Below are 18,900 nucleotides of genomic sequence, written 5' to 3' on the forward strand. Positions count from 1 at the left end.
TCAGTAGGGGTCGTCCTTGTAGCCGGCGGAGCCCCTGTCCGAGGAGGATCGGGAGCCGGACTTCTTCTTCAGCTTCTGCGTGTGGCGCACCACCGGCCCCTCGCCCGTGGCGATGGCGGTGACGCGCTGGTAGCCGTCCAGCGCGAAGGTGATGCGGGCGCTCGCGCGGCCATCGGCGTCCGGGGACACCGGCAACTCCAGGGGCGTCTCTCCCAGCACGCGCCCCTCGTACATCACCCTCGCCCCACCGGGCTCGCTGTCGATCACGAAGCGGATGGCCACGGGCTCGGCCGGGACGAGTGGCGCGGCCAGCACGTCGGGCTCGATGGCGGGCTGCTGCGCCGTGGCCTCGGGCGCGGCCTCCGCCGTGGCGGGCGGCTCGGCGGCGGGCTGCTCGGGGGCGGGTGTCTTCGCCGCCGGAGCCACCGCCTGGATGGGCTCGGGCCGCGGAGCGGGCGGAGACGTGGGGGGGCGCATGGCCACCACCCCGGCCACGATGAGCCCGAGCATCAGCGAGCCCGCGAAGAGGGCCAGGGGCAGCGTGCGCCGGACGGACGGCTTCGCGGGTGCCTCCTCCACGGCGATGTCGAGCGCCACGGTGCTCGCGCCGGTGGAGCCCGGGGAGGGCAGGGGGCCGGTCTGCGCGCCCGAATGCGCTCCGCTGCCGTGACCGGGCAGGGGCGTGAAGCCGCTGGTGATGGCGTTGCGCGGGCTGGAGAACGCCCCGCTGAAGCCCGCGGACGAGGCGGCGCGGCGGATGGCCTCCAGCACCTCGTCCATGGACTGGAAGCGCTCCTCGGGGCGCTTGTAGAGGCACCGCATCACCAGCGCCTCCACCTCCTGCGGCACGGTGTGACCGGGCCAGATGGCGGCGAAGACGGGCGGGGCCTCGTTGAGGTGCTTGAAGATGACGTCGATGCTCTGCGCCGCCATGAAGGGCGGGCGCCCGATCAGCATCTGGAACATCACCACGCCCAGCGAGTACACGTCGCTGCGCGGGTCGGACACGTTGCGCGCCTGCTCGGGCGCCATGTACTGCGGCGAGCCGAGGATGACACCGGCCTGGGTGATTTCCGTCTCGTTGGCGCCGCCCCGGTCCGGCAGGAAGGACTTCACCAGCCCGAAGTCCAGCACCTTCACCACGTCATGGTCGTCCTCCTGGTTGAGGACCATGATGTTGGCGGGCTTGAGGTCGCGGTGGATGAGGCCCACCCGGTGCGCCTCGCGCAGCGAACGCGCCACCTGCTGGGCGATGTTCATCACCCGCATCCACGGCAGCGGCCCGTGCTGGGTGAGGAGCTGTGCCAGCGTCTGCCCCTCCAGGTACTCCATGGCGATGTACAGCACGCCATCGTCCGTGCGGCCGTAGTCGATGACGGTGACGGTGTTGGGGTGGCGCAGCCTGGCGGTGACGGCCGCCTCCATGAAGAAGCGCTTCTGGAAGCCGGGGTCCTTGCCCTCGCTGTACTGGGGGTTGAGCACCTTGAGCGCCACCAGGCGCTCCAAGGGGGACTGCATGGCCTTGTACACGCGGCCCATGCCACCCGAGCCGAGCGCCTCGACGATGCGGAACTTGTCGTTGAGGACCCTGCCGATGAGGGGATCTCCGACGTCGGCCGGTGCGCTCTGGGGTTGCGCGCCGCTTTGTACCATGAGCTCCCCCGCCGCCCGCCAAGTGGGTGGGGCGAAATGTGACCTGTCCCGTATGCTACCACCAGACACGCTGATACCGAAAAGCCGGGAGCGGCTGGATTCCCGCGTTTATGGAGGGCCGAGAATACGGCTCCGGCGCCCATCCGTCACGTCCCGGACGGTTCACCTGGGGAGTCCTTCCCTGACGCGCTGCGTTCAAGCGGGCACCCCTGGAGGATGCGTTGGACTTGCGCACCGCGTCAACACGGTCTGCCCGTCCAGGGTGATTGCTCCCTGGGTGTGAGGCCTACTTGCGCTTGCGCGCGAGCGCCTTCTGCTTCGCGGCTTCCCGGGCCTTCTGCTTGGCGGCCTTGAGCTTCTCCATCTTCTCCCGGGCCTTCTCGCGCTTCGCCTGGGCCTTCTCCCACTTCACCTTGGCCTTCTCCAGCTTCACCACCGCGCGCTGGGTGAGGCCCGCCTTCTTCTTGCACCCCGTGGCCACGGCCTTGAGCACCATCGGGCGGCCCTTCACCGGCAGCGGGCTGCGCGCGAGCTCGGGCATCTCGGACAGCAGCTTCTCCGCCTCGCTTCCACACGTGCGGTAGCGGTCCCGCACCTCCGTGTAGAGCGAGAGCCTCGCCGCGATGTCCTTCTCCTTCCTCGCCTTCTTCTCCAGCTCCGGCGCCTCCTGGCTGCCCCCGAGTGGCCCGGACACGAAGTCGATCACCCTCCGCCCCTGCTTCAGCCGGGCCTCCGCCTGCTCCAGCTTCCGCTCGGTGCTCCGTGCCGAGGCCGCGTAGTCCGCGCTCTTCGCCTCCAGCTCCTTGCCCGCCTTCATCCGCTCGCGGGTGCGCTGGAGGGCGTCGCTCGCCGCCGTCACCTGCGCGCTTCCCGCGTCCTTGCTCTCCAGTGCATCCAGCGCCTCGTTGGCCGCGAACAGCGCCTCCATCACCGCGTCCCGCTGCTTCTCCACCGCGGCCTCGAGCTCCTTGCGCTCGCGCTCCACGACGGCCTGCTTCTCCCGCCGGACCTTCTCCTCACGCACCCGGGGGACTCGCGCCTGGAGCTCCGCCAGCTCCGAGCGCAGCATCTCCCCCTCGGGCGATAGGTTCACGTCCGGGTGGGCCAGCACCTCCTGCGCCTTGGTGAGCAGGGGCTCGGCCCGGTCCGCGTTCAGCTCCCGCAGGTGGTTCGACGCCTCGTTGAGCAGCAGGGTGGCCTCGTCGGTCCGCTTCTCGCCGTAGGCCTGGCGCTGCTGCTTGGTTTTGGGGCCACAGGCGCTCGAGGCCACCGCCAGGAGGACGAGGAGCAGCCAGGTGCGGGAGGTCGTGCGTACGGGTGTCATGTCGATCGCCATCCCCGGCTCGGGGTAGGGCAGAGCATGGTCCGGAAGGGTGGGTGGGAGGAAGCCCGGGGGGCCACACGGGACGCTGATCCAGAGCCGTTGAAGCCTTACAGTGGGTCCCATGACCGACCGGCTGAAGGCCCTGCTCTCCTCCGCGCCGCGCTACCCCCAGCGCATCGTCTGCATGACCGAGGAGACGACCGAGACGCTGTACCGCATTGGTGCTGGAGACCTCGTGGTGGGTGTCTCCGGTTTCACCGTGCGTCCGCCCGAGGCACGCAAGAAGCCGCGCGTCAGCTCCTTCCTGGACGCCAACTTCGAGCGGATCCTCGAGCTGAAGCCGGACCTGGTGCTGGGCTTCTCGGACCTGCAGGCGGACATCGGCCGCGAGCTGTGCAAGCGCGGGGTGCCCGTGTACCTCTTCAACCAGCGCTCGCTCGCGGAGATCCTCCAGACGGTGCGCGTGGTGGGGGCGCTGGTGGGACGGGCCGAGGCCGCGGAGAAGCTGGCGGACGAGCTGGAGGCCAACCTCGTGCGGCACGCGGAGGCGGCGGAGCGTCTCCCCCGCCGGCCCCGCATCTTCTTCGAGGAGTGGCACGAGCCGCTCATCTCCGGCATCCGCTGGTGCTCGGAGCTGGTGGAGCTGGTGGGCGGCGAGGACGTGTGCCGCGAGTCGCGCGAGTCCCAGGCCGCGAAGGGCCGCATCTTCGAGCCGGCGGAGGTGGCCCGGAGAGACCCGGAAGGCGTCATCGCCAGTTGGTGTGGCCGCAAGGCGAAGCGCGAGAAGATCGCCTCGCGGCCGGGCTGGGAGCGGGTGACGGCGGTGGTGGAGGATCAGCTCTACGAGGTGAAGAGCTCGTTCATCCTCCAGCCGGGCCCGGCGGCGCTGTCGGATGGGGTGGAGCAGCTCGCGGCCATCGTGGCGGCCATCGCCCGGGGCGAGAAGCTGCCCTCGCCCCGTCCGGGAGATCTGCGTGCCGCGCCGCTACCCGCCGACCGCCCGTAATGGGGTGATGGACTCGTAGACCACGCGCAGGAAGTCGTCGATGTCGAGCGGCTTGTGCATCAGGCGCACGCCCGCGGGAGGCTGGACCCGGGGGTGGGCGGTGATCATCAGCGCACCCGTGCCGCGCAGCCGGTGCTCCCGCTCCGCCTGCTCCAGCATCCAATCGCCGTTCTGTCCCGGCAGCATGTAGTCGGTGATGACCAGATGGAACGAATCCGACCTCAAACGGGCCAGCCCTTCCTCCGCGGTGCCGCTGCCGCAGACCGAATAGCCCTCGCTCTCGAGGAGATCGGTCAGCCCTTCGCGGATGTCCTCGTTGTCCTCTACCAGGAGAATCTTCACGTTGCGTCCGGACCTTACGGGGTGCATCTCTTGATAGGCTGAAGTCTCGCGCTTCCGGCCATGACCGGGAATCCCCTCCAGCCCGGCGGGGGCAGAAGCTGTTCACTAGCGTATTCCCGGGCCCTGGCGGCGTGTCAGGATGTGAGCGTGTCGCTCGCCTGGCTGCCCCTCCTGCTCGCGCCCCTGCTGGCGGCGGACCCTCCTCCACCCGCCGAGGGCTACGAGGACGCGCTCGTGAAGTGGGGCCTGTCCCTCGAGGAAGGCCGGAGCCTCGAGCCGGAGCCCGAGGGCAAGCGCCTGGAGGCCGTGCTCGTGGCCTCCGAGGACGTCGTCGCCCCGAGTGACCCCTATCCGCTGCTGCTCAACGTGTTCCACGCACGCACCCGCGAGGCGGTCATCCGGCGCGAGGTGCTGCTGGAGCCCGGGAAGCCCTACTCGGCGGCGCTGGCGTACGAGACGGCGCGCAACCTGCGCAAGCTGGGCATCTTCGCGGTGGTGCGGGTGGTGCCGGTGCGCGGCTCCACGCCGGACACGGTGTCGCTGCTCGTCATCACCAAGGATCTGTGGTCGCTGCGGCTCAACCAGGACTTCCAGGTGGTGGGCACGCTGATCCAGTCGCTGCGGCTGCAAGGCACGGAGCAGAACTTCCTCGGGCTGAACAAGAAGGTGGCGCTGGACTTCCTGCTGCGCCGGGACTCGGTGAGCCTCGGGCAGACGTACGTGGATCCGCGCCTGGGCGGCAGCCGCTGGTACCTCAGTGAGACGGCCTCGCTCATCTTCGGGCGGGAGAACGGCCAGCTCGAGGGCTCCCGCGGCAGCGTGCTGGTGACGCGGCCCTTCTACGCGCTGGACACGCCGTGGAGCTACCAGGTGCAGGCGGTGTGGCGCGTGCAACCCGTCCGCGTCTTCCGCGGGGCCGACGTATGGGCGCTTCCGTACCCCGAGGGCGGCACGGTGCCCTACATCTACGATGCGCGCGAGCTCAGCGGGAGCATGCTGTACCTGCGCTCCTGGGGCTCGCGCTACAAGGTGGACGCGGGCGGAGGCGTGGGCGTGTACCACCGGCGCTATGGGGCTCCCGCGGACTCCGGGTTGGACGAGGCCCAGCGCGCCTGGCTGCGGGACACCTATCTGCCTCGCGCCGAGGACGCCACGTACGTGCTCGGCTACGCGCGCTTCTGGGAGACGCGTTACGAGGTCATGCGTGACGTGGACTCCTACGCCCTCTCCGAGGACTTCCAGGTGGGGCCCTACCTCACCGCCACGGCGCGCTACGCCCCCCCGCTGCTGGCCGGGGCGGGGAACTTCGCGGAGGTGGGCCTCACGGGGCGCTACCGGGTACGGCTGGGAGACGCGCTCTCCTCGCTGGCCACCGCCGCCTCCGTGCGCAGGATTCTTGGCGGGCAGGGGGTGGGGACGTGGAGCAACCGCCGCTGGGCCGTGGAGCTACAGCAGGTCTCCCCGAAGGTACTCGGCGGGCGCTTCGTGGTGCGGGGCCTGCTGGACGTGAACATCGACGACCTGAACGAGCGCGTGCTGTTGCTCGGTGGCGGCAACGGACTGCGGGGCGCGCGGCCGGAGGCCTACTCGGGCAAGCGCATGGCGTTGCTCAACGTGGAGTACCGTACCCGGCCGCTCATCCTCTACACGGTGCACCTGGGGGGCGTGCTCTTCTACGACGGGGGCTCGGCGTTCGATGAGCGCCCTGGCATCGTGCACTCGGTGGGCGTGGGGCTGCGGCTGCTCTTCCCCCAGTTCAACACGTACCCGTTCCGCCTCGACTTCGGGTACGTCATCAACGACGAGCGCCCCGAGTTCGGCGGCCGCTTCTCCTTCAGCGGCGGGCAGGTGACGGAGTTCCGGCCCGGCTTCCTGGACGCGCCGCTCTGAGCTCTGGGGCGAGCACCTCGCCGTCGCGCTCGCGGTGCTACGCTGGCGGGAGTGCAAGGAGCAGAGACATGACGCAGACCGCGAACCCGTTCCACCCCGACCTGCAACGCGCCGCGCGCTTCTTCCCGAACTTCACGGCGAACCGGCAGCTGCTCGCCGTGGTGCGGTTCCTCACCCGCTTCCGTTCGGCACCCCGCGTTCCCCAGGACGTGGCCGTGGCCGTGGAAGACGTGAAGGTGCCCGGGCCCGCGGGGGCGCCGCCGGTGCGCGTGCGGACCTATCGGCCTCGGAAGGCCCAGGGACCGGCACCGGCGCTCCTGTGGATTCACGGTGGCGGATACATCATCGGCCAGCCGGAGCAGGACGATGCGCTTTGCCTCGACTTCGCGCGCGAGCTGGGGATTGTCGTCGTCTCCGTGGACTACCGGCTGGCACCCGAGCACCCCTTCCCGGCACCGCTGGAGGACTGCTACGCGGGGCTGCGGTGGCTCTTCGCCCAGGCAGGGGCGCTCGGCGTCCTCCCCGAGCGCATCGCCATCGGTGGGGCGAGCGCTGGCGGTGGGCTCACGGCGGCGCTGGCTCAACTGGCGCACGATCGCAAGGAGGTCCGGCCTGCCTTCCAGCTGCTCGTCTACCCGATGCTGGATGACCGCACGACGACGCGCACGGACATCGACAGCACGCGCCTGCGCGTCTGGAGCCAGGGCAGCAACGTGTTCGGCTGGAGGTCCTACCTGGGACGCGAGCCGGGTGGCGCGGAGGTGCCGGCGCATGCCGTGCCCGCGCGGCGCGAGGACCTCTCGGGACTCCCTCCGGCGTGGGTGGGCGTGGGCACCTGCGACCTCTTCCACGACGAGGACCTCGCGTACGCCGGGCGCCTGGAGGCCGCTGGCGTGCCGTGCGACGTCACCGTGGTGCCAGGCGCCTTCCACGGCTTCGACGTCATCACCCGGGATACCGGGGTGGCGCGCGAGTTCCGTGGGGTCTACACGGCCGCGCTCCGCCGGGCCCTGTTCCCTGCGCCTGGCGACGCGGAGCACGCGAAGGCGGGCTGAGAGGGGGGAGCCGCTCCAGGAATCGAGCGGTTCCCCCGGACGCCGTCACCGCCACTGGTAGACGCGCACCCAGTCCACTTCCATCTGCTGCGGCGTCCTGCCGATGAGATCGGCCGTGGACTGCGGCACGCCGTAGTGGGGCGTCGTCGCGCCGTTGTATCCGTGCGGCATCACGCCGCCGACGGCCAGGTTCAGGATGATGAAGAAGGGCCTGTCGTACACCCAAGGACCGTACCGCTCGACCTCCGCGCGCGTCACCGTCTTCATCAGGACGCCGTCGATGAACCACTTGATGTCCGAGCTGGAGAACTCGGTGCGGTACACGTGCCAGTCGCTGACGGGGGAGCTCGGGTAGAACTGCTGGAAGATGGGCGTGTTGCCCGAGTAGCCCGGGCCATGCAGCGCGCCGGACGTCCAGTTCGAGTAGCCGACGTTCTCCAGGATGTCGAGCTCGCCGCAGGCGGGCCAACCGGCCTGGTTGATGTTGTTGCCGAGCATCCAGAACGCGGGCCACAGCCCCGGGCCCACGGGCATCTTGATGCGCGCCTCGACGCGGCCATGGCCGAACTCCCGCAGGCCCGCGCTCTCCAGCCGCCCCGAGGTGAACGGATAGTTGTTGTTCCACTCCCGCCGCGCGATGAGCTTCAGCGTGCCGTTGCTCACCTGGATGTTGTTGGGCGAGTTCGTGTACTGCTGCTGCTCGCTGTTCACGTGCACGCCGGTATTGGCGAACCAGTTGGACGGGTTGACGCTGGTGCCGTCGAACTCGTCACTCCAGATCTGCACCCAGCCGCCGCTCCCACCGCCGAGGGCACCCCAGGTGAAAGACTCCCAGCACCCGCCCACGGACGCGCGGGTGGCGTACAGCGGCGCGGCCGCTCCCTGGTTCAGGTCCGTGGTCACGAACAGGCCGTTGCTCCGGGCCTTCAATGCGATGGAGCCGTTGCCGAGCTCCACCCACTCGAACTTCTCCCAGTCCTGGAACGTGGTCCGGTTGGCGACGAGCTGCCCGCCCAGGTTGGTGTCCGCGGACACGAACAGGCCGGATTCACTGGCGCGCAGGGCGATGAGGCCGCCGCCCGCGTCGATGACCTGGTACTGCTCCCAGCCCTGCACCGTCGTGCGGTTCGCCACCAGGGGCGCGGTGGCTCCCAGGTTCTGGTCCGCCGACACGTACTGCTGCGTCGCGCACGCCTTCAGCCAGATGGTCTGACCGACAGGCGCCGCGTCCGCGTCCACACCCGCCAGCAGGCTTCCAACGGCGAGCGCCATCATCCAGCCGCTCGTCGCCGCACTCCCCAATTTCCAGGCCATGTGTTCCTCCCGTGCGCCCGCGGCGCAGGTCAGCTGCTGGCCGGGCGCGTGAGCATGGAACTCCGTTAACACAGGGAAAGTCCGGATTGGGAAGACTTTGTTCTTTTTCTGGAGGAAGTCCTCGGGGCAGTGGCGCGGCCGTCCGTAGGTGGACATCTCTCTTGGGACGGCGCGGACCTCGGCTTCCTTCGCCAACTGCTCGAAGGTCCCAAAAGTGTCTCGGGTGGGGGCGTGTTGAGCCGCGCTGCCTTGGACTGGCGCTAATCCTTTTCAGGGAAGTGACCGAACATTCCCTCTCCCGGAGGGCGAGGGGATATGGCCGCGTTGTCAGCGCTTGTTCCCAGGGGCACTCCTTCACGAAGGCTTGGAGGCGGCTATGACCCGTGCGGCTGTCTCAACTCGCTGAGCGGCACGACCAGGAGCGCGCGAGAGATGAAGGAACCGATCCACAGCTCGTCACCGACGACGATGGCGCTCGTGCCCGCACTGAAGGTCTCGTTCGCGCCTCGCGCGAAGAGCGTGGCCGCCTGAAAGGTGGCCGGATCGATGCGGGCCACCTCCGTATCGATTCCGCACCCGAGGAGGAACCCACACAGGCCCACGATGGCGAGGGCGTTCGGGTGCCCTGTCGCGAGAATGGAGCCGTCGGGGGCGAACCGGAGGTTGTCTGGATGGAAGCCGAGGTCGACGGACCGGGGGCTCGTGGTGGTGGCAACGAGGGGGACCTCGTGCACCCTGCTTTTGAAGTACTCGTTCACGTACAGGCGCGAGCCGTCCGGCGACACGAGGATGCCGTTGTCTCCTTGGAAGCGGGTACCCGGAACCTCGGTCCAACCGTCGCCGGGGACCCACCGCAGCACCGCACCTTGAGACGAGGAGGGAAGGTGCGGAATGGTGACGACGATGCCGTCGTCCGGGAGGGGCGCGACGGAGTTGGCTTGATGCTTCTCGGGTAGCACGATACAGCCGGTCCAGGTCAGCGCTGGCCCCTCGGCGGAAACCCGGACGTCGAACACCTCGACTGACTCGCGGCCGCCGTGATTGATGGCGTAGAGCGTGTACTCATCCGAAGCGCGGGGACGGAGCGCGAGCCCGTGCGCGGAGAGGAGCTTCGGGTCGGGTGCACCGGGGCAGTCGCGGTAGGCCGGCGCGGCCGGGCGCGAGAGATCGGGGGTGATGGCGCGGAAGGTTTCGTCGCCGATCTTGAGGGCATACATGCCGCCCTCGGCCCAGTCGCCGTTGCCCATGTTCCCCGTGAGGACCCAGTCACTGTCCCCGAGGCGCAGCAGGTCCTCTGGCTTGTTGAGTCCACACACGGCGTGGACGCCGCTGGTGAGCTCGCACTCCCTGCCTGTTCCTCGCCCGGCTGGCCAGAGCTTCCAGTAGAGGGCGGATGCGGCGGCGAACACCAGAAAAGCGAGGAGGCCGAATGCCGTGATGCGCACGCCCCTCCTGGTGAAAAAGGGACGGGGGGCGGCGGGTGCCCGTGTCGTATCCCCGCCAGATGTCGGCATGTCTGTCACCGGAATCTCCTTCTCGTATGAAGCATAGGAAAGAGGTGGGGCCGTTACTTCACGCTTCTTCATTTTCCCGTGACACGAGTTCATTCCCGCTCTGACAGGCCGGTGCGAGGATGGTGCGCAGAAGGGGCAGGTGGCCCCGGGAGTGACACGCAATGGCATCAGGGAAAGCGATTCTCGGAAGCATGCTGGGGCGGTTCCTGTTCCGCGACGCGCGGGTGGCGCGAGTGCGGGACGTCTCGCCTCACTTCCGCTGGGTGGAGTTGGAAGGCGAGGCGCTGCGCGGCGTCTCCTGGAGCGCGGGGGACAAGGTGCAGGTGTTCCTTCCGGGCATGGGGATGCGGACGTACACGCCCCTGGCGTGGGACGCGGCTCGCGGGGCGACGCAGTTGCTCGTCTACCTCCATGGCAACAGCCCCGGCGCGGAGTGGGGCCGAAACATGCGGGTGGGGGACGGCTGCCAGTTCATGGGGCCACGCGGCTCCCTGGCGCTCACGTCCCTTCAGGGACCCGTGGTGCTGTTCGGAGACGAGACGTCCTTCGCCGTGGCCCACACGCTGCGGAACCTGCGGGCCGGCGCGGAGGGCGTCGAGCAGGTGTTCGAGGTCTCCTCCCGGGAAGAGTCCGAGACGGTGCTGCGGGAGTTCCACCTGCCGGATGGCGCCTTGGTGGAGCGCGCGCCTGGCGATGGACACCTGCCCGCCGTGGCGGAGCGTCTGGGCGACGCACTGAAGCGGCGGCCGGGCGCGCACCTCGTCATGACGGGCCGGGCGCAGGCCATCCAGGCGCTGCGCGCGCGGCTCCGGGCGGACGGCGTGGGCGCGCCGCAGAAGGTGAAGGCGTACTGGTCCGTGGGAAAGCGCGGGCTCGACTGAGGAAGAGCAGGGAGGTCCGATGCCGGCGCGCATGGCGGCGAGCTGTGCCGCTCATGCCTCGCAGGTGTCAGACCCACCCGGCCCCTCAGCGGGCGGTGAGCTGTGTCCGGATGAACTCCGTGACGTCGGCGATCACCTGGCCGGCGTTCGTTTCATTGAAGAGCTCGTGCCGGCCGCCCGGATAGATGCGCTCCATGTAGCGGTGGCCGCGAAGGTGCTCGATGCCGGGCCGGGTGCCCTCGATGGGCACCAACTGGTCGTCCTCGCCGTGGATCCACAGCAGCGGCATGCCGCCGAGACCCGGCCCCTTGTTGATCTCCTCGATCGCGCGCTGCATCGACGCGATCGTGGTCCGCTTGAACGGCCCGTGCCAGACCAGCGGATCCGCCGCGTACCGCTCGCCCACGGAGGGGTCACGGGACAACGTGGTCACGTCCAGCGGCACGTTCGGAATCTCCTCCATCGCCAGCAGGACGCTGCCCGCGCCCCATCTGCCGATCACCGGGCTCGAGAGCACCAGCATGGCGAGGGTGCCGCCGTAACGCTGCGCGTATCGCGAGGCGATGAGCCCGCCCATGGAGTGGCCCAGCAGCACCACCGGCAGGTTCGGGTGCTCCTTGCGTGCGGCCTCGTCCAGGGTGTGCAGGTCGGTGACGATGTCCTCGAAGTCCTCGACGAGGACCCGCTCCCCCTCGCTCTTGCCGTGGCCGAGGTGGTCGACCGCGTACACCGCGGCGCCGTTGCGGACGAGCGCGCCGGCCACCGTCTCGTACCGGCCGATGTGCTCGCCGTAGCCGTGCGCGATCACCACCAGGTGCGTCGGTGCCTGGGACCCGCTCCACGTCCGCGCCACGAGCTTGCCGCGCAGTCCGGGGTACTCCCACTCGCGTGACTTCGCCATCTGTCGTGTCCTCCTCGTGGCGGGCGTGCCCCCCGGGGAACTCCCGGGAGGGCGGCCCTGATGCTCGGGCTCCAGCTACTCGGCGCGCATCCAGTACTGGGTGCGCCCGATGAGTGCGATGCCGATGAAGCCGCGGACCTTCAGCTTCTTGCCACCGTCCTCGACGGCGATCTTGCTCTTGTAGGTCTTGCCATTGGCCGGGTCGAGGATGGTGCCACCCGTCCACTCATTGCCGTCCTTCTTGAGGTCGCGCAGGATGACCATGCCGATGATGGGCTGGTTCTTCAGCGCCCCCTCGCACTTGTCGCAGAGCGGATTCTGCTCCTCGGTGGGCGCGCGGAAGAGCTTCTCGATCTTCCCGTACACCTTGCCGCCCTCTTCGTAGAGGACGACGATGGACTTCGGCTTCTTCGTCTCGTCATCAATGGTGGTCCAGCGCCCCAACACGCTCGCCTCCTGGGCGAGGGCGCTCGTGGCGAACAGCACGGTCAGCGTGGCCAGTCCCAACCAACGGGTTGCAGTCATTCGGAGATCCTCGGGCGCTGGGAGTCACATGCCGCGAGGGGCCGCGCGCCGCGGTAACGTCCCCTCTGCGTTCCGTCCGCACTCAGCGTCCGAGCCTACCCCCAGAGCAGATGCACCCAAAGTCCAGTTCTGTCAGCGAGTGCCGCTGGCCGGGGGGTGTTGGCCGCGGCCTACAAGTCCGTTGCTCCCTTGTCGTCTCGGGCCTACAACCGCCACGCCGCCGCCTCGTCGTTTCGCGGGGTTGGCGTTGGTCCGCCCCTTGCTCATGGGGCACACGTCGTCGTGTCCACCTCTCACCTGGTATCGCGAGTCATCCGTATGCGTATTTCTTCCTCCCTCTCCCTGCTGTCCCTGATCGCCCTTCTCCCCGCGTGTGGCCCGACTTCCCGCGAGGATGCGCAAGGCCAGGCCACCTGGGCTGCCTGCGACTACTACGCCGGATGCGAGAAAATCGGCTCTGGCGACGGCAAGGAGTTCGAGGACCGGAAGGAGTGTGAGGTGGATATGCGCGACTTCTTCCAGGGCGCGTGGACGGCGAACAACTGCCCCGCCATCAACGAGAAGGGGCTCGACACGTGCCTGGAGCGCATCCGCTCCACCTCCTGCTCGAGCACGACGGACTTCCTCAACACCGCGTTCCTCGTGTGTGGCTCGGGCTCGGTCTGCCAGGAAGAGACCGAGGACTGAGCGCGGCCCTCACGCGGGGCTGAAGGTGCGGCGGTAGTGGGGCTACGCGTCCCACAGGTACAGGCCGAAGGGCACCCACCAGATGAAGTCATTGGTGAGGCAGAGCACCAGCGTCGCCGCGGGCCACTCGCCCCGGAGGATGAGGAGCGCGAGCCCGATGGGTCCCAGCACCTTTCCCAGCAGCCCCACCGCCGCCAGCGCGAAGCCGTGCTCGGGCCGCCGCGCCACCTCCGCGTAGAGCAGGCCGTAGACGCCGATGACCATGCCCAGGCAGGCGAAGAGGGCGGGCTGGTTCATCGGCGGCATGCCCGCGAAGCGGAAGAGCCACTGCGGATCCACCGCCGCGTAGAGGCCCCACATCAGGTTGTACACGGCCGCCAGGGTGAACACCGCGCGGTGCAGGGCTCGCCGTTTCATCCCGTGCCTCAGCGGTTGAGCTGGTAGCGGCGGGCGATCTCCGTCACCTCGCGCGTGACGGCCTGGAGCGTCTCGGTGGCCTGCAGCGTGGTGTCCAGCCGCTTCATCGTCTCGTCCATGCCGGCGGAGATGTGGGCGATGGCGTTGAAGATGTGGGAAATGCCCGTGTTCTGCTGGTTCACCGCGACGGCGATCTGCCGCACGGCCGCGGCGTTCTCCTGGATGATGAAGGACATCTCGCGCAGGTTGTTGCCCGAGGACTTCACCATCTCCAGGCCGCCCTCCACCTGCAGCGCGCCCTGCTCGCTCATGGAGACCACGTCGCGGATGGCGGTGCCGATGTCCAGCAGGCTCTTGCGGATGAGGGCGTTCTCCCGGATGGTCTGATCCGCCAGCTTGCGAATCTCACTGGCCACCACGGCGAAGCCGGCGCCCTGGTCTCCCGCGCGCGCGGCCTCGATGGAGGCGTTGAGCGCCAGCAGGTGGGACTGGTCCGCCAGGTCCTTCACCGTGACGGCGATGTGGGCGATCTGCGTGGCGCTCTCCTGCAGCCGCAGCACCTTGCCGCGGATGCCGTCCACGAAGTCCCGGATGGTGTTGAGGCCCGTGAGGGTCCGCTCCAGCGACTCCTCGCCGTACTGGCCGAGCTGCCCCGCGTGGCCGGCCACGCTCAGCACCGTCTCGGCCTTGTGGGAGGCCAGCTCGGAGGTGGTGCGGATCTCCTCGGAGGTGAGCTGGGCCTGCTGGAGCATGGCGGCCTGCTCGGTCAGACGCTGGCGCTGCTGGTTGCTCGCGGAGCCCAGGGCCGTGCTCGCCGACAGCAGCATGGTGGCCGAGGCCTGCAGGCGGGTGGGAATCTCCTGAAGCCGCTCGAGCACCGTGACCATGCCCGCCGCGAGGTCTCCCATCTCGTCGGTGGAGGCCCAGCGGGGTGCGAAGGGGGCGCCCTGGGCCAGGGCCTCGATGGCCTCCAGCACGGCCGCCGTCGCGCGCACCTGCCGGCGCGCCAGCATCCAGGCGGCGAGCGACAGGACGATGAGCACGAACGCCGCCAGCGCCAGCAGGGGCGGGCCCATCGTCGACAGCAGACTGTCGCTGAAGCCGTGCAGCCTCGCGGCGATCAGCTCGCCCTGGGCCTGGGGGATGGACGGATCCTCGAGCACGGCCTTCATCTGCGCATCGCGCAGCTCGAGCGTCTGCAGGATGAACACCAGCGCCGAGAGCACCAGGGTGCTCGTCAGGGTGGCGGCGAACACGTAGGGCAGGAACCAGCTCTGCCTCGGCCAGAAGATTCCCCGGCCGGTGGCGTGCGTCCGCAGGCGGTTGCGCTCCTCGACGATGAGCGGCATCAACATCTGCTCGAGCTTGATGCCCACGGGGAGCGCCAGCACCTGGCCGATGGTGGCGGCAACCAGGAACCCGAGCCCGGTCATCAAGGGGTGCTTGCCGGTGCGGATCACCAGCGGGACGACGTAGATGAGGCCGCCCACGAGCGCGGGGACCTGGGTGCCCGAGATGGCGAGCTTCCAGGGCAGCATCTGCAGCCGGGCGAGCCGCTCATGGGGGGGCTCGTCGGGCCGGGCGGGGAGGTTGTTCCGCAGCAGCCAGGAGATGCCCGCCCAGGGCATCAGCAGCGCCGCCACCCCGAAGACGACGGGGAGCACATGCAGCAGCGCCCAGACGTGGTCCTGGGAGGACAGCCCCAACGACAACGCGAGGAGGTAGCCCGCGATGGGCGCGGAGGGCGTGAGCCACGCCAACACGACGAGATGGATCCGTCGGGCGAGCTGCGGAGGAATGACCGTCTGCGGGGGCGAGCCGTTCATGAGGCGTGGCCATTCTCCCAGAGGGAGGGGGGGCGGAAGGAGAGGCGCGAGAAGAAATCCCGGCGCCTGCCTGGATGCTTCCCTATCGGCCGGATGGTAATCCGGTGCCACCCGGTACGTCTTCAAATAGAGGAAAACCGGGGAAAAGGAAAATCAGGGGGGCTGGGTGCGCAGCAGCTCCCGGAAGAGCACCTCGGCCACGTCGCGGAAGAGTTCCCCCGAGGCCAGCAGGCCCCCGCAGTGGTGGGGCTCGCGGGCGAGCGTCAGCGCCACGCACTTCTCCAGCACTGCGTCCCAGAATGACTCCGAGTCCGGTGGCAGGAGGTAGTCCCGGATGACACCTCGGGGCCAGGGGAGCACGGTCGTGGGGTCCGCGTCGCTGAGGCTGGTGAAGCAGTCCAGGTCCACGTCCAGCAGGACGCGCCCGGCGGCCTGGAGCACCTCGCGCACCGCGTCGCCCGGGGCGGGGGAGTGGAAGGCCTCGGCGGCCCGGTCCACGGTGGGCACCACCACCAGCCGGTGCGGGCGTCCCCGCGTGTCCACGTACACGTCTCCGGAGAACGTCCCCCGGGGCCGTCCCCGGGCGATCACCAGCGCGTCGCCCACCAGCCCCGCCTCCATGGCCGCGAGCACGTGGTCGTAGTTGCGCACGTCCAGTGCCCACCGCGCGTGCTCGTCCAGGGCGCGCAGCCCCGCCGAGCGGTCCGGTACCGCCGCGGGCGCCTGGGGCACCACCAGGTCCAGGTGCCGGTCCAGCGTCACCAGCAGCGCCGGCGGCCCGTCGTCCCCGAGCGCGCAGGCCCAGGAGGGGAGCGCGAGCCGGTGGGGGTCGAACACGTACGCGTCCGAGGGCCCCCGCCCGCCGCCGAGTGACAGCCGGATGACGCCCGCCAGACGCAGGTGCTTGTGGGATTCGTCCATCACTGGGAATAACCGTCCATGCAGGGCATTTGGCGGGCCGCGCGCCGCCGGGAGTGTAGGCTGCGCGCGCTTCCTACCTCAAAGGAGGGAACGCCCGCTTCCCGGGCGCCAGCCCCGCATGCGCATCCTGCTCGCAGCAGCGCTCCTTTTGACGAGCGCCCCCGTCGTTGCCCAGCAGCCCCCCGCCAAGACCATGACCGCCGCCCAAGACGCCTTCCTGCGGGACTTCTCGGAGACGCGCCGCTTCATGAGCGGGCGTCCCGTCAATCCCCGCATCACCCCCGACGAGAAGACCGTCCTCTTCCTGCGGGGTCAGCCCCGAGCGCCCATCCAGACCCTCTTCGCCTTCGACGTGGCCACCGGCGAGGCGAAGGAGGTGCTCACCCCCGAGGCCATCCTCAAGGGCTCCGAGGAGACACTCACCCCCGAGGAGAAGGCCCGCCGCGAGCGCATGCGCGTGAGCGCCAGGGGCTTCACCTCGTACCAGCTGTCCGAGGACGGCACGCGGATTCTCGTGCCGCTCTCCGGCAAGCTCTACCTGGTCGAGCGCGCCACCGGGAAGTCCACCGAGCTGAAGACGGGCCCGGGCGTCATCGACCCACGCTTCTCCGCGGACGGCCAGCAGGTGGCGTACGTGCGGGACAACGACGTGTTCCGCCTCGAGGTGGCCAGCAACAAGGAGCACCGGGTCACCACGGGAGGCACTCCGGCGAAGACGCACGGCCTGGCCGAGTTCGTGGCGCAGGAGGAGATGAGCCGCTTCTCCGGCTGGTGGTGGAGCCCGGACGCGAAGTTCATCGCCTACACCGAGTCGGACACGGCGCAGGTGGAGAAGCTCTCCATCATCGACGTGATGCACCCGGAGAAGGGCTCGGAGGACTACTCCTATCCGCGGCCGGGCAAGAACAACGCGAAGGTGCGCCTGGGCATCACTCCCGTCACGGGCGGCAAGACGGTGTGGGTGCAGTGGGACGCGGAGAAGTACCCGTACCTGGCCACCGTGGTGTGGCCGAAGAAGGGCCCCCTGACGGTGCTGGTGCAGAACCGCACGCAGACGGAGGAGAAGCTGCTCGCGGTGGACGCTGCCAGCGGCAAGACGAAGGAGCTGCTCACCGAGAAGGATGACGCGTGGCTCGAGCTGGAGCAGACCTTCCCGCTGTGGCTCGAGGATGGCAGCGGCTTCCTCTGGTACACCGAGCGCAACGGCGGCCCCGAGGTGGAGCTGCGCAAGGCGGACGGGAGCCTCGAGCGCTCGCTGGTGAAGCCGGAGGCGGGCTTCCGCAACCTCGCGCGCTACATCGAGAAGGAGCGCACCCTGTACTTCGTGGGCGGCCCCAACCCCACGGAGAGCTACCTGTGGCGCGTGAAGGACGGCGGCGCTCCGGAGCAGGTGCGTCCCGGCACCAAGGGTGAGGCCGTCGAGGGTGGCAGCGTGGCCCGCTCCGGCAACCTGGCCGTCATCACCCACTCGAGCCCCACGTCCATGCCGCGCACCTACGTGGTGCGGGGCGATGGCACCCGCGTGGGCGAGCTGCCCTCGGTGGCCGTGGAACCCGGCTTCGTCCCCGTCGTGGAATACCGCGAGGTGGGTCCGCTGAAGTTCCACTCCTCGCTGGTGCGCCCGCGCAACGCGAAGCCCGGCCAGAAGCTGCCCACCATCGTCGAGGTGTACGCCGGCCCCACCGTCACCGTCGTCCACAAGTCCATGGCCGCGCACCTGCTGTCGCAGTGGATGGCGGACCAGGGCTTCCTCATCGCCCGCTTCGATGGCCGGGGCACCCCGATGCGCGGCTCCAAGTGGCAGCGCGCCGTGCACCTGGACTTCTCCGGCGTGACGTTGGAGGACCAGGCCGCCGCCGTCCAGGCGCTCGGCGCCGTGGTGCCCGAGGTGGACCTGCAGCGCGTGGGAATCGAGGGCTGGAGCTTCGGTGGCTACATGGGCGCGCTCGCCGCCCTCAAGCGTCCGGACGTCTTCAAGGCCGCCGTGGCCGGTGCTCCGGTGGTGGACTGGCTCGACTACGACACCCACTACACCGAGCGTTACCTCGGCCTGCCCCAGCAGCACCCCGAGGCCTACGAGAAGAGCTCGCTGCTCACCTACGCGCGTGACACCAGCAAGCCCATCTCCCCGCTGCTGCTCATCCACGGCACCGCGGACGACAACGTGTACTTCTTCCACACGCTCAAGCTGTCCGACGCGCTCTTCCGCGCCGGCAAGCACCATGAGCTGCTGCCCCTGAGCGGCCTCACGCACATGGTGCCGGATCCGCTCGTCACCCAGCGCCAGCACGAGTGGGTGATGAACCACTTCAAGCGGCACCTGGCGAAGTAGCCGCGGGGGAGAGCCCGCAAAGAGAAAGGCCCGGCTCCTCTTGGGGGACCGGGCCTTTTTCCGAGGCCACTATCGGTACTCAGTGGCTCGGGGCGGAATCAGACCGCGCGAACGTTCTGCGCCTGCAGGCCCTTGGGGCCCTTGGCCAGCTCGAACTCCACCTTCTGCCCCTCGGCGAGGGTGCGGAACCCATCCATGTTGATGGCGGTGTGGTGGCAGAACACGTCCTCGCCGCCGCCGTCCTGCACGATGAATCCGAAGCCCTTCGCGTCGTTGAACCACTTCACGGTACCAGTTGCCATTGTGCTTCCT

General features: G+C 69.4%; 17 protein-coding genes. 6 read left to right on the top strand and 11 right to left on the bottom strand.

Annotated elements, in window-relative coordinates:
- Both BO221_RS02960 and BO221_RS02965 read right to left on the bottom strand, forming a co-directional pair.
- Positions 1-1,653, bottom strand: coding sequence for a serine/threonine-protein kinase (locus BO221_RS02960; RefSeq protein ID WP_073558774.1), 1,653 nt, complete (start codon positions 1,651-1,653; stop codon positions 1-3).
- A 286-nt stretch (positions 1,654-1,939) separates the two neighbouring features.
- Positions 1,940-2,977 (bottom strand): hypothetical protein, encoded by a 1,038-nt coding sequence (locus tag BO221_RS02965; RefSeq protein WP_143195232.1) that lies wholly within the window; start codon positions 2,975-2,977, stop codon positions 1,940-1,942.
- Between the two features lie 121 nt (positions 2,978-3,098).
- Between BO221_RS02965 and BO221_RS02970 the strand changes: the two genes are divergently transcribed.
- Complete coding sequence (locus BO221_RS02970) at positions 3,099-3,983, top strand: cobalamin-binding protein (RefSeq protein WP_073558776.1); 885 nt, start codon at positions 3,099-3,101, stop codon at positions 3,981-3,983.
- Here BO221_RS02970 and BO221_RS02975 read toward each other — a convergent pair.
- Positions 3,963-4,325, bottom strand: coding sequence for a response regulator (locus BO221_RS02975; RefSeq protein WP_233165597.1), 363 nt, complete (start codon positions 4,323-4,325; stop codon positions 3,963-3,965). The two genes, BO221_RS02970 and BO221_RS02975, sit on opposite strands and share 21 nt — an antisense overlap.
- A gap of 147 nt (positions 4,326-4,472) precedes the next feature.
- Here BO221_RS02975 and BO221_RS02980 point away from each other — a divergent pair, with 147 nt between their 5' ends.
- Together BO221_RS02980 and BO221_RS02985 are read left to right on the top strand one after the other, a co-directional pair.
- Positions 4,473-6,215 (top strand): BamA/TamA family outer membrane protein, encoded by a 1,743-nt coding sequence (locus BO221_RS02980; protein ID WP_073558777.1) that lies wholly within the window; start codon positions 4,473-4,475, stop codon positions 6,213-6,215.
- A gap of 68 nt (positions 6,216-6,283) precedes the next feature.
- Entirely contained in the window at positions 6,284-7,270 is a 987-nt protein-coding gene (locus tag BO221_RS02985) for an alpha/beta hydrolase (protein WP_073558778.1), read from the top strand.
- Between the two features lie 45 nt (positions 7,271-7,315).
- Here the strand turns inward: BO221_RS02985 and BO221_RS02990 are convergent, their stop codons facing one another.
- A complete protein-coding gene (locus BO221_RS02990; protein ID WP_073558779.1) occupies positions 7,316-8,584 on the bottom strand; it encodes a family 16 glycosylhydrolase in 1,269 nt (422 codons plus the stop codon).
- Between the two features lie 374 nt (positions 8,585-8,958).
- On the bottom strand, positions 8,959-10,029 hold the full coding sequence (locus tag BO221_RS02995; RefSeq protein ID WP_073558780.1) for an SMP-30/gluconolactonase/LRE family protein: 1,071 nt from the start codon (positions 10,027-10,029) through the stop codon (positions 8,959-8,961).
- A 230-nt stretch (positions 10,030-10,259) separates the two neighbouring features.
- Between BO221_RS02995 and BO221_RS03000 the strand changes: the two genes are divergently transcribed.
- Positions 10,260-10,979, top strand: coding sequence for a siderophore-interacting protein (locus tag BO221_RS03000; RefSeq protein WP_073558781.1), 720 nt, complete (start codon positions 10,260-10,262; stop codon positions 10,977-10,979).
- 85 nt (positions 10,980-11,064) lie between these two features.
- Here BO221_RS03000 and BO221_RS03005 read toward each other — a convergent pair whose 3' ends face one another.
- Both BO221_RS03005 and BO221_RS03010 read right to left on the bottom strand, forming a co-directional pair.
- On the bottom strand, positions 11,065-11,880 hold the full coding sequence (locus BO221_RS03005; protein ID WP_073558782.1) for an alpha/beta hydrolase: 816 nt from the start codon (positions 11,878-11,880) through the stop codon (positions 11,065-11,067).
- A 75-nt stretch (positions 11,881-11,955) separates the two neighbouring features.
- Positions 11,956-12,405: a DUF2147 domain-containing protein gene (locus BO221_RS03010; protein ID WP_073558783.1), complete on the bottom strand. Its 450-nt coding sequence runs from the start codon at positions 12,403-12,405 to the stop codon at positions 11,956-11,958.
- 318 nt (positions 12,406-12,723) lie between these two features.
- Here BO221_RS03010 and BO221_RS03015 point away from each other — a divergent pair, with 318 nt between their 5' ends.
- Complete coding sequence (locus BO221_RS03015; protein ID WP_073558784.1) at positions 12,724-13,092, top strand: DUF6184 family natural product biosynthesis lipoprotein; 369 nt, start codon at positions 12,724-12,726, stop codon at positions 13,090-13,092.
- Positions 13,093-13,134: 42 nt separating this feature from the next.
- On the opposite strand, the gene BO221_RS03020 is transcribed toward BO221_RS03015, so the two are convergent.
- From BO221_RS03020 to BO221_RS03030, 3 genes are all read right to left on the bottom strand, one after another.
- Positions 13,135-13,509 carry a hypothetical protein gene (locus tag BO221_RS03020; RefSeq protein ID WP_073558785.1) on the bottom strand — a complete coding sequence of 125 codons (375 nt, stop codon included), beginning with the start codon at positions 13,507-13,509 and terminating at the stop codon, positions 13,135-13,137.
- Between the two features lie 8 nt (positions 13,510-13,517).
- Complete coding sequence (locus tag BO221_RS03025; RefSeq protein ID WP_073558786.1) at positions 13,518-15,335, bottom strand: methyl-accepting chemotaxis protein; 1,818 nt, start codon at positions 15,333-15,335, stop codon at positions 13,518-13,520.
- A gap of 153 nt (positions 15,336-15,488) precedes the next feature.
- Positions 15,489-16,256 carry a UPF0489 family protein gene (locus tag BO221_RS03030; RefSeq protein ID WP_073558787.1) on the bottom strand — a complete coding sequence of 256 codons (768 nt, stop codon included), beginning with the start codon at positions 16,254-16,256 and terminating at the stop codon, positions 15,489-15,491.
- A gap of 118 nt (positions 16,257-16,374) precedes the next feature.
- Between BO221_RS03030 and BO221_RS03035 the strand changes: the two genes are divergently transcribed.
- On the top strand, positions 16,375-18,588 hold the full coding sequence (locus tag BO221_RS03035; RefSeq protein WP_073558788.1) for a S9 family peptidase: 2,214 nt from the start codon (positions 16,375-16,377) through the stop codon (positions 18,586-18,588).
- Positions 18,589-18,686: 98 nt separating this feature from the next.
- Here the strand turns inward: BO221_RS03035 and BO221_RS03040 are convergent, their stop codons facing one another.
- Positions 18,687-18,890: a cold-shock protein gene (locus BO221_RS03040; protein ID WP_073558789.1), complete on the bottom strand. Its 204-nt coding sequence runs from the start codon at positions 18,888-18,890 to the stop codon at positions 18,687-18,689.
- Positions 18,891-18,900: the final 10 nt, after the last annotated feature.

The sequence above is a fragment of the Archangium sp. Cb G35 genome (assembly GCF_001896145.1).
GTDB classification, from domain to species: Bacteria; Myxococcota; Myxococcia; order Myxococcales; family Myxococcaceae; genus Archangium; species Archangium violaceum.

Excerpts from the sequence above, each read along its gene's own strand:
- BO221_RS02960 (WP_073558774.1), bottom strand. The coding sequence starts at position 1,653 with ATGGTACAAAGCGGCGCGCAACCCCAGAGCGCACCGGCCGACGTCGGA.
- BO221_RS02965 (WP_143195232.1), bottom strand. The coding sequence starts at position 2,977 with ATGACACCCGTACGCACGACCTCCCGCACCTGGCTGCTCCTCGTCCTC.
- BO221_RS02970 (WP_073558776.1), top strand. The coding sequence starts at position 3,099 with ATGACCGACCGGCTGAAGGCCCTGCTCTCCTCCGCGCCGCGCTACCCC.
- BO221_RS02985 (WP_073558778.1), top strand. The coding sequence starts at position 6,284 with ATGACGCAGACCGCGAACCCGTTCCACCCCGACCTGCAACGCGCCGCG.
- BO221_RS02990 (WP_073558779.1), bottom strand. The coding sequence starts at position 8,584 with ATGGCCTGGAAATTGGGGAGTGCGGCGACGAGCGGCTGGATGATGGCG.
- BO221_RS03000 (WP_073558781.1), top strand. The coding sequence starts at position 10,260 with ATGGCATCAGGGAAAGCGATTCTCGGAAGCATGCTGGGGCGGTTCCTG.
- BO221_RS03005 (WP_073558782.1), bottom strand. The coding sequence starts at position 11,880 with ATGGCGAAGTCACGCGAGTGGGAGTACCCCGGACTGCGCGGCAAGCTC.
- BO221_RS03010 (WP_073558783.1), bottom strand. The coding sequence starts at position 12,405 with ATGACTGCAACCCGTTGGTTGGGACTGGCCACGCTGACCGTGCTGTTC.
- BO221_RS03015 (WP_073558784.1), top strand. The coding sequence starts at position 12,724 with ATGCGTATTTCTTCCTCCCTCTCCCTGCTGTCCCTGATCGCCCTTCTC.
- BO221_RS03020 (WP_073558785.1), bottom strand. The coding sequence starts at position 13,509 with ATGAAACGGCGAGCCCTGCACCGCGCGGTGTTCACCCTGGCGGCCGTG.
- BO221_RS03025 (WP_073558786.1), bottom strand. The coding sequence starts at position 15,335 with ATGAACGGCTCGCCCCCGCAGACGGTCATTCCTCCGCAGCTCGCCCGA.
- BO221_RS03030 (WP_073558787.1), bottom strand. The coding sequence starts at position 16,256 with ATGGACGAATCCCACAAGCACCTGCGTCTGGCGGGCGTCATCCGGCTG.
- BO221_RS03035 (WP_073558788.1), top strand. The coding sequence starts at position 16,375 with ATGCGCATCCTGCTCGCAGCAGCGCTCCTTTTGACGAGCGCCCCCGTC.
- BO221_RS03040 (WP_073558789.1), bottom strand. The coding sequence starts at position 18,890 with ATGGCAACTGGTACCGTGAAGTGGTTCAACGACGCGAAGGGCTTCGGA.